This window comes from Gordonia jinhuaensis, assembly GCF_014639795.1.
GTDB classification, from domain to species: domain Bacteria; phylum Actinomycetota; class Actinomycetes; order Mycobacteriales; family Mycobacteriaceae; genus Gordonia_B; species Gordonia_B jinhuaensis.
In genome coordinates this window covers 23104-29199 of sequence record NZ_BMGC01000041.1, presented here as the reverse complement: position 1 = coordinate 29199, position 6096 = coordinate 23104, and the positions used below count along the sequence as shown (strand labels likewise).

The 6096-nt window shown below is 67.8% G+C and carries 5 protein-coding genes; 2 read left to right on the top strand and 3 right to left on the bottom strand.

What is annotated here, in order from left to right; translation table 11 throughout:
* The first annotated feature begins 210 nt into the window (after positions 1-210).
* The gene (gene thiD, locus IEW22_RS17680; RefSeq protein ID WP_188588371.1) at positions 211-1035 is read left to right on the top strand and encodes a bifunctional hydroxymethylpyrimidine kinase/phosphomethylpyrimidine kinase; all 825 of its coding nucleotides are present in this window, start codon (positions 211-213) and stop codon (positions 1033-1035) included.
* A 4-nt stretch (positions 1036-1039) separates the two neighbouring features.
* Here thiD and IEW22_RS17675 read toward each other — a convergent pair whose 3' ends face one another.
* The gene (locus IEW22_RS17675) at positions 1040-2428 is read right to left on the bottom strand and encodes an aminotransferase-like domain-containing protein (protein WP_188588369.1); all 1389 of its coding nucleotides are present in this window, start codon (positions 2426-2428) and stop codon (positions 1040-1042) included.
* Here IEW22_RS17675 and IEW22_RS17670 point away from each other — a divergent pair.
* Positions 2427-3404: a DMT family transporter gene (locus IEW22_RS17670; protein ID WP_188588367.1), complete on the top strand. Its 978-nt coding sequence runs from the start codon at positions 2427-2429 to the stop codon at positions 3402-3404. The two genes, IEW22_RS17675 and IEW22_RS17670, sit on opposite strands and share 2 nt — an antisense overlap.
* A gap of 6 nt (positions 3405-3410) precedes the next feature.
* Here IEW22_RS17670 and IEW22_RS17665 read toward each other — a convergent pair whose 3' ends face one another.
* Together IEW22_RS17665 and IEW22_RS17660 are read right to left on the bottom strand one after the other, a co-directional pair.
* Complete coding sequence (locus tag IEW22_RS17665; protein ID WP_188588366.1) at positions 3411-5075, bottom strand: ABC-F family ATP-binding cassette domain-containing protein; 1665 nt, start codon at positions 5073-5075, stop codon at positions 3411-3413.
* 48 nt (positions 5076-5123) lie between these two features.
* Complete coding sequence (locus IEW22_RS17660; RefSeq protein ID WP_188588363.1) at positions 5124-6083, bottom strand: exodeoxyribonuclease III; 960 nt, start codon at positions 6081-6083, stop codon at positions 5124-5126.
* Positions 6084-6096 lie beyond the last annotated feature (13 nt).

Genomic DNA, 6096 nt, shown 5'->3' with positions numbered 1-6096 from the left:
GCGGAACTCCTGGGGATAGGGCTTGGGCACAGCTGGCATCCTTCCAGGCCGCCCGGCAGGGCAAGCCAGATCAGATGTCACCTACTCGTGCACCAGCCCCCACCTTCGCCTCGTTACCGGAGTCCTGACCTGGCTGCGCGCCGCACAGGCGGGCGACCATCACAGGCCGCGACATCGGGACGGGTCAGCGGGGTGCGTACGCTTTTCCACGTGGTTGATCTCGCATATGTCATCGCAGGTTCGGAAGCCACCGGCGGCGCCGGGCTGCAAGTCGATCTGAAGACCTTCCAGGAACTCGGCGTCTACGGAGTCGGGACCATCACCTGCATCGTCTCCTTCGACCCGAAGGCCGGCTGGTCGCATCGATTCGTACCGATCGAGCCCCAGGTGATCGCCGACCAGATCGAGGCGGCGACCAGTGCGCATGACCTCGACGTGGTGAAGGTCGGGATGCTCGGCACGCCGGCCACCATCGACGTGGTCGCCGACGCGCTCGCTGCCCGAACGTCGCGGCACGTGGTGGTCGACCCCGTGCTGATCTGCAAGGGCCAGGAGCCCGGTGCCGCACTCGACACCGACACCGCACTGCGCGAGAAGATCATCCCGCTGGCGACCGTGGTGACGCCGAATCTGTTCGAGGCACAGATCCTGTCCGGCATGGATGAGATCACCAGTGTCGAACAGCTCGCCGAGGCCGCCAAGCGGATTGCCGATCTCGGCCCGCGCTACGTGATCGCCAAGGGCGGCGTGGAGTTGCCCGGCGACGAGGCGGTCGACGTGCTCTACGACGGCGACGAGGTGACCGTGTTCGCGGCCCCCAAGGTCGGATCCGAGCGGGTGTCGGGGGCCGGTTGCACACTGGCCGCCGCCATCACCGCCGAACTCGCCAAGGGTTCCGACGTGGGCGACGCGGTCGCTTTCGCCAAGGAGTTCACCACCGCGGGCATCAACGGGCGGGTGTCCGCGCACACTCCGTTCGACACGGTCTGGCAGGGTGCCTACGTCGATCAGCTCGAGGAGCCGCAGCCGGAGTAGCTGCTCACCCGATCAGCGAGGCCGCAAGGATGTGAGCAGCCTCCCGGTACCGGCTCGGCGGCGTTGCCGCGAAGCTCATGCGCACGAAGTCCGCAGGCGGTTCGGCCGGGAACCACTCGTCGCCGGGCGAGAGTTCGAGTCCGAGCGCCGACGCCCGCCGTACCACGTCGCGTGCGGCCACCCGTCCAGGCAGCCGCAGCCACAGACTCAACCCACCGCCGGGAAGACGGTCGATCTCCACCGGCACGTCGGCCAGCAGCGCCGCGAGCTCATCGCGACGATGCCGCAGCGTCCGTCCTAGATTCGCGACATGTCGCGGCCAGCCCGGAGCGCTGAGGACATCGAGTGCCACATGCTGGGCGAGGCCGGGCGTGAACAACTCACTCGCCCACCGACTGGTCGTGATGCGCCGATGCGCCGCACCCCGCGAGATCAGACCGGCTACCCGGATCGAGGGTGACATCCCCTTGGTGAGCGAGCGGATGTACACGACATGACCATCGGGATCGTCAGCGGCCACCGGATGTGGCGGATCACCGATCGCGAGATCTCTGGCCCAGTCGTCCTCGATCAGAAACGCCTTGCGCGCAGCGAGAACTCGCATCACCTCGGCGCGTACCGCAGTGCTCCACGACTGACCGGTGGGGTTGGCGAACGTCGGCTGCGCATAGAACACGCGTGCGTGGTGTGCCTCGAGCGTGGCGTCGAGGTCGGCCGGATCGATACCGTCGGGCGTGCGCGCGATCGGCACGATACGAAGACCGTGCGCTCGCGCCGCGAGGATGGCACCCCAGTACGTCGGCGCCTCCATCACCACGGCCTCGCCCGACGCCGCGAGCGCGCGCAGCGTCACCGAGACCGCGGTCTGGCCGCCGCCGGTGACGAGAACGTCGGCCGCGTCGTAGCCGGCACGGTCGCCGAGTTCTCTCGCGAACCACGAACGTAGCTGTGGCACACCGGTGTTCATCTCGGCCCCGAGTAGGACCGCTGGGTCCCGACTGGCTCTGGTGACTGCCGCGCGAAGCAAGGATCCCGGAAGCAGTTCAGGTGAGAGATAGCCGCGATGCATCGACATCGCCTCGGGTGCGACGCTGCGCGTTCCGGAGAGAACGTCGTCGAGTACGCCCGCTTCGCCCAATGCCGTGCTCTGCCACGCGGTGTCGCCAGATGTTGCCCGCTGCGGCGTCGCCGCGACGTAGGTCCCGCTGCCCGGACGCGTTTCCACCAATCCCTCGGCCACCAGGATCCTCAGCGCGGTCTGCACCGTCACCGGGCCAACGCCGTGTTCGGCGGCGATCGCGCGCGTGGACGGCAGCCGGGTCCCGGGCGGCCGATGCCGGTACGTGCGCCGGAGTGCATCGGCCACCGCCGCGCCACTGCTACCATCGGACATGAAGATAGATAGTAGCGCTATCGGCAATCATGCCTCACTGCTATTAGCGCGTTCCGGTCTGCTGTGGGGATTGCTCGGCGTGCTGGCCTTCTCCTTCACCGTTCCCTTCACCCGGATCGCCACCCATCAGATGGACGCGACATTCGTGGGGCTCGGTCGCGCTGTCGTCGCCGGGTTGCTGGCGACCGTCGTCCTTGCGGTCGGCCGCCCGCCGCGCCCACGCGGTCGGCAGTGGGTCTGTGTCATCGCTGTCGCGGCCGGTGTCGTGGTGGGATTCCCACTGCTCACCTCACTCGCGCTGCGCACCGAATCCGCCTCTCACACTGCGGTGGTCATCGGCCTGCTGCCCGCGGCGACTGCGGTCGTCGCCGTGATCCGCGGCGGGGAACGACCCTCACGCGGTTTCTGGATCTGCGCCGCCGCGGGCGCGAGTGCGGTGATCGTGTTCGTGGCGACCACCGGCACCCTCGGCGCGATCTCCCCCGGCGACCTGTTGGTGGTGGGGGCGGTGGTCGCCGCCGCGGTGGGCTACGCCGAGGGTGGACTGCTCGCACGCAGCCTGGGTGCCGGCTACACCGTCTGCTGGGCCCTGGTGATATCACTTCCGCTCACCGCCGCGATCACCGCGACGCGCCCGGCGCCGCATGCGTCCGTCTCTACCTGGGCCGCATTCGGCTACCTCGGCGTGGTCAGTATGTTTCTCGGGTTCTTCGCCTGGTATCGAGGCCTGGCCATCGGGCCGATCGCCACCGTGGGACAGGTCCAACTCGTCCAGCCGGTCTTCACCCTCTGTTGGGCCGCAGTACTTCTCGGCGAGACGATCGGTGCTTCGACAGTGCTCGGCGCCGTCGCCGTGGTGGGCTGCGCCGCGGCGGCCGTGCGAATGCGCGTCCGCAGGCCCACCGACGAGTCGCTCCATGCCGAAGTGGTCCACAGCGAAAAGTCCGGGCCGATCGGGACAGCGCCAGAACGATGAGGCCGATCAGCCCTCGGTCACCTGTCCACCCTCGACGCGCCATCTGGTGTCGGTTCGCACCTTCTCCAGCATGCGGCGGTCGTGGGTGACCAACAGGAGCGCACCGTCGAAGGAGTCGAGTGCGGCTTCGAGCTGTTCGATGGCGGGTAGGTCGAGGTGATTGGTGGGTTCGTCGAGAACCAGCACGTTGACTCCGCGCGCCTGGAGCAATGCCAACGCTGCGCGGGTGCGTTCACCGGGTGATAGGTCACCCACGGCTCGTTCGACATGATCGGCGCGCAGCCCGAACTTCGCCAGCAGCGTGCGAACCTGCTCGGTGGAATACTCCGGAACGAGTTCTTCGAAGCGCTCCGCCAACGGCTCTGTGCCACTGAATTGCCCACGTGCCTGGTCGATTTCGCCGATCGCCACGCTGGTGCCGAGTGCGGCCGATCCCTCGTCCGGCTCGACCGCACCGGTGAGCAATCGCAGGAGAGTGGATTTCCCCGCCCCATTGGGACCGGTGATCCCGATCCGCTCCCCCGCATTCACCTGCAGCGACACCGGCCCGAGTGTGAAGTCACCTTGCCGCACCACCGCGTTGTTGAGCGTTGCGACCACCGAACTCGCCCGCGGCGCCGCACCGATGGTGAATTCGAGCACCCATGCCTTACGCGGTTCGGCGACCTCGTCGAGTCGGGCGATGCGGCTTTCCATCTGGCGGACCTTCTGCGCCTGCTTCTCGCTGGACTCGCTGGCCGCCTTGCGGCGGATCTTGTCGTTGTCGGGGGCCTTGCGCATCGCATTGCGCACGCCTTGGCTCGACCACTCCCGCTGCGTCCGCGCCCGCGCGACGAGATCCGCCTTCTTCTCGGCGAACTCCTCGTACTCCTCACGGCGATGGCGCCGTGCGACCTCTCGTTCTTCCAGAAAGCTCTCGTAGCCGCCGTTGTAGACGGTGTTGGTGTGCTGCGCGAGATCCAGTTCGACCACGCGAGTCACGCAGCGCGCCATGAATTCTCGGTCGTGGCTGACCAGGACCACGCCGCCGCGCATCCCGTTCACCACCTCCTCGAGCCGCGCAAGGCCATCGAGGTCGAGATCGTTCGTGGGCTCGTCGAGCAAGACGATGTCGAAGCGGGAACAGAGCAGTGCGGCTAGACCGACCCGCGCCGCCTGACCTCCAGACAGTTCCGTCATCAGCGCGTGCTCGGGCGGGGTGTCGCCGGTGCGCAGTCCGAGATCGGCGAGCACTGCGGGCAGCCGTTCGTCGAGATCGGCGGCGCCGGTGGCGAGCCAGTGATCGAGTGCCAGCGAGTACACCTCGGCCGGATCGTCGACACCGGTGGTCGATGTGTCGTCGGCCAACGCGGCAGCTGCCGCCTCCATCGCCTCACTCGCTGCAGCACAACCCGTCCGGCGCGCGACGTAGTGGGCCACCGTCTCCCCTGGCACCCGGTCGTGTTCCTGGGGAAGCCAGCCGACGAAGGCATCAGCCGGCGCACGTGTGACCGATCCCTCCAGCGGCGCGAGGTCGCCGGCGAGCACCCGCAGCAATGTCGACTTACCCGCCCCGTTGGCGCCGACCACGCCGATCACATCTCCCGGCGCAACCGTCAGATCCAGGTGGTCGAACAGCACACGATGGGCGTAGCCACCGGCGATGTCCTTGGCGACGAGCGATGCGGTCATGTCCTCATCGTCCCATCCGGTGCCCGCTCGGAGCACGCCACGGTGGGCTCAACCGTCACGGGTCGTTGTGTGAGGTGGCAGCGGTGACGCCGCATAGGTCACCACGAGCGGTGCGTGATCGGAGAGTCGCTCCTGCGGCGATGCCTCCTTGTCCACCACAGCGTCTTTCACCTCGCGCGCGAGACCGGGGGTCGCGAGTTGGTGGTCGACGCGCCAGCCCACGTTCTTCGCGAAGGAGGCTCCGGCCCAGCTCCACCAGGTGAGAGGACCGGGCTGGTCGCCCTGCGACCGGCGCACCACATCGACCAGTTTTCGCGCGCCGAGAATCGAGCCGAACCACTCGCGATCCTCGGGCAGGAATCCGTCCATCGTGCGGGCCGCGCGCCAGTTGGTCACGTCGTAGTGGGTGTGGGCGATGTTGAGATCGCCGACCAGGAGGAACTCACGGCCATCGCGCAGTGCGGCGAGTCTGTTGCGGTCGAGTTCGCGGGCGAATGCGGCGAGAAACCGTTGTTTGCGGGCATGTTTGAGACCGCCGTCAGGTGGTTCTCGCAGGGAGCCAGGGCTTTGCAGGTGTGCGGGCAGCCCGCCCTTCGGCAGGTAGAGACAGGCAACGGTCACCGGTCGGTCGGCGAGGTCGACCTCCAGATAGCGGCCGTGCGAGGCGAACTCGGCAAGACCACGCGATCTCGGTGGATGTGTCACCCATGTGCGCACCGCTGCGGGCGGGGCCTTCGTCAGCACCGCGACACCGTTGCGGCCGGGAATGGAACCGACATCGAACGACGCGTAATAGCCGGGGAACTCGCCCACTTCCGATGCCGGACAACGCAGCTCCTGCAGGGCGACGACGTCGGGAGCTCGCGACGACAGCCACCGATCGAATCCGCGCCGACGCGCCGCCCTGATCCCGTTGACGTTGAAGGTGGCAACGCTGAACGAATCGGGCGTCACCAGATCCGGCGTCAACGGCGCGGCGGCATCCACAGAGGCGTGGTCGGTGGTCATCTGCACCTGTGAC